The sequence below is a fragment of the Bartonella sp. AP11XZML genome (assembly GCF_042196445.1).
In the GTDB taxonomy this organism is placed as follows: Bacteria; Pseudomonadota; Alphaproteobacteria; order Rhizobiales; family Rhizobiaceae; genus Bartonella.
Window position 1 is genome coordinate 1 of record NZ_JBHIQF010000055.1, and the last position, 3377, is coordinate 3377.

Annotated in this window: 2 protein-coding genes and 1 pseudogene; all 3 read left to right on the forward strand. The window is 41.0% G+C overall.

Going from position 1 to position 3377, the window contains the following annotated elements; translation table 11 throughout:
- A pseudogene (locus tag ACFIMG_RS05515) lies at positions 1–907 on the forward strand (hypothetical protein); the annotation flags it as partial.
- Between the two features lie 3 nt (positions 908–910).
- Positions 911–3109 carry a hypothetical protein gene (locus ACFIMG_RS05520; RefSeq protein ID WP_375678491.1) on the forward strand — a complete coding sequence of 733 codons (2199 nt, stop codon included), beginning with the start codon at positions 911–913 and terminating at the stop codon, positions 3107–3109.
- Between the two features lie 16 nt (positions 3110–3125).
- The coding region (locus ACFIMG_RS05525) for a transglycosylase SLT domain-containing protein (RefSeq protein WP_375693579.1) at positions 3126–3377 on the forward strand (252 nt) is incomplete at its 3' end.

Below are 3377 nucleotides of genomic sequence, written 5' to 3' on the forward strand. Positions count from 1 at the left end.
GACGATAGCACAAAGTTTAGCGAATGCAGCTATGAATCTTCGTCGTGGTGATATGGAAAGAGAAAAAAGAGGACAGGTTAATCAGACCGTCGAGTATCTAAAGTCCAAAGGCTATAGTGAAGAAGAAGCTGCTATTATGGCACGTAATCCTCAAATGCTTAGTGCGATGCTAACAGGTGGTGATACTCCTAAGTTAAGTCAGGGGTTTCAATGGTATACCAATCCAGAGACTGGTGAACGCGAAATGAGACCGGTAAAGGGGTCTCCACAAGAACTTGAGTATAATCAAAAACTACAAGCCCAGAAAGAATGGGAGGGTAGAAGGATAAAAAATATGTTCACCACCAAGCAGCAGTTGAGAGCTGGATTAAATGATCTGAAAGCTGCTTTTAACCTCCTTCAAAAAGGTAGTGCTACAGGATTTAAGGGGTGGTTTACGAAAAAAGCTGGTGGAAGTGATGGGTACAACTTAGACAAATTATTGGAGGGAATTAGAGGTGGTGTTCTAAGGACGGTATTTGAGAATCTAAAATCGATGAGTCCTAGCGGAACAGTAGGAACTGGTCCTATATCAAATTTTGAAAGTCAGGCACTATCATCAATGTTTGGTTCTTTGGATGTTGGGCGAGATAAAGAGGGATTGGAGAGGACTTTAAAAGTAATTAAAACAGCATTTGATTTTTTCAATAGGCATAATGATCTTCAACTGTACAACGCATTAACAGGTCAGCCTATAGATACGCCCCGAGAAATCTCTGATAAATATTTTGTAGATTCACCGATGTCACAAGGGGATTGGGCAAATGCACCAGTAGTGAATAATACAGAAGAAGCTAATAAATTGCCTTCTGGAACAAAGTTTATCTTAAACCACAATGGTATTAAATATAAAGCTGTTAAGGGATAGATTATGCCTCATTATAATAATGCTTATCGAGAGTCTTTTCCTAATTTTGGTCCTAGCGTGAAGATTATTCAACGTATTCCTGATGATGAATATGGTAAGTTAAGGGGGGAAACGTTACCAGACTTTGGTCCTGATATAAAAATTATTGGACGTATTCCTGATAATGAATATGAAAATTTTGGAGGGTACGAAACATCACCCCAACATCCCGAAATCACGCAAAGTGAAGCTTTTTGGAATTCTTTAAAGCATGGATTGAGTTTTAATTTAGATGATGAAATTGCGGGGATTACAGCGGCAGGACGTGATTCTGATGATGAGTTGGCAATAAAGGCTTTTGCGAAGGGGCTTTACAACTATTGGACTGGAGATAAGAAAACCATAGAAAAATATGAGAAAGAAGCCAATAGACTACGTGATTATTATCGTAGGATGAGTGATCAACATTATTGGACTTCTTTTGCTGGAAATGCTTTAGGGTCGGCAATCCCTTCCCTTGCGACTTTAGGGGGAGGATTATTAGCCTCAGGAGCACGCCTTGTAGCGCCTACACTTGCAAGGAATGTGGCGGGGTCAAAATTAGGTCAAGCCTTTTTGAAAGCAGGTCAGTTACCCCCAAGTCGATTTGCAAGTCCATTTTTAGGCATCACGAACAAAACAACATTGCCGCATTTGCTTAAAGTAGGGGCGGCATCTGGTGCATTACATGGAGCGGGAGAAGGTGAAGGGCTTGGTAATACACTTACAAGTACGTTATCTGGTGCAGGTTTAGGAGCGGGTGGGGCATTGGCTGGAAGTGCTTTAGCTCATTTAGCTGGTTATCCGGTAAGCGGAATACGAAGACTTTTTTCTCCTTCTCATAAGGAAGGTGTTGCAACAGACACGTTAAGAGCAATCAGTAAACATTTAGGCAATGAAGCTTCTGAAGATCTAGGAAAATCTTTTAAGAATGCGGTCTCTACCGATTATGTAGCTGATCATAGTCCTTTTTTACAAGATCTTGTTTTTGATATCGCGAAAAGAAATCAAGGAGCTTATCTTGATTTGACTAAAAGAGCTGGGCAGAGAGCGCTGGGAGGAGGGGAGCGTATTCATCAGGCAGCAGATGAACACTTTGTTCCTCGTCAAAATGTTACAGGTTTAAAAGATGATCTTATCGCGATTAGGAAAGCAGAACCACATACTCTTTACGAAATAGCTCAAAAAACACCAATAGGAGAACAGCATTATGGTGCTCTTAATGAATTAATGAAGCGTCCATACTTCAAACAGGCTTATAAAGGAGGGCTACAGGAATTCACGAGTGGTGGCAAAGAAGTCAGTTCGTTTTCTTCTGAAAAATTTAATCTCCTTAAAGAAAAACCCAACATGGGAGTTCTCCATGAAACGAAGGTGAAACTTGGTCTTATGAGAGATGAAGCCGAGAAGATAGGAGATAATAGTAAAGTTCATACCTTAGTTGGCATTCAGAAAAAGTTATTAGAGCTTATGGATGATATATCGCCTAAATATAAGAAGGCACGATCATTGTATCATCAATATAGTTCACGTTTAGATGCCATGGATGAAGGTTCCAAAATCCTTAGCAAGTCGGTTAATAAGGATGAGTTCAGTAAAATCTTTGATGAATTACCAAAGGCACAACAAGAATACTTTAAAAAGGGTTCAAGGGCAGAACTTTTACAAGGCATGGATCAAACAAAAGACGAAGTGTCCACGGCAAAGGAGATTTTTGGTACGAATGATCTGTATAAACGATTTGCAAAGATTTATGGAGCCGATAAAGCTTCTGCGGTCAAGAAGGTTGTCGAAAAAGAAGCCGATTATGCAGATTTTTATAATAGAATACCAGGTCGTGTAGCGGATGAAAAGATATCTTTTACGCATAATGTCAGTATGCCAACGGGTAAACGTGATGCAGCTGTACAATTAGCAAAAGCTGCTGGGAAGGCAGCTTGGGTTCCTTTCAAAGAGGCGGCGTTTAGAGAGCGTCAACGGATTGAAAAGGATGTTGTCAAATTGTTAACAGGGGGGACACAGATTAAGAATGATCAAATTGTAGCTCTCATTCAACGCATGGTAAACGCGCATCATAAGGGATATGCGACAAAAGAATGGTTCAAAAAGCTTTCTGCTGCTTTGTTTGGAGGTGGGGGAAAAGCCTCAACGGAGGAGTTGAATTTATTGAGTGCATTTGAGTAAGGGAGGAGATTAGGCTATGACCCGTTCTAGTCCTTCTGTTAATCAAGCGATCCGTCAAGCAGCAGCGCGTTATGGCTTACCAGAAAGCTATTTGTACCGTGTTGCGCAAGTGGAAAGTGGAGGCAATCCGAATGCAAGGAATCCCCGTTCTTCTGCTGGTGGGTTGTATCAATTTATAGACAGCACAGCCAAACAATATGGTTTGCAGGATAGGTTTGATCCCATGCAAGCGGCAGATGCCATGGGGCGGTTGACGCTTGATAATCGC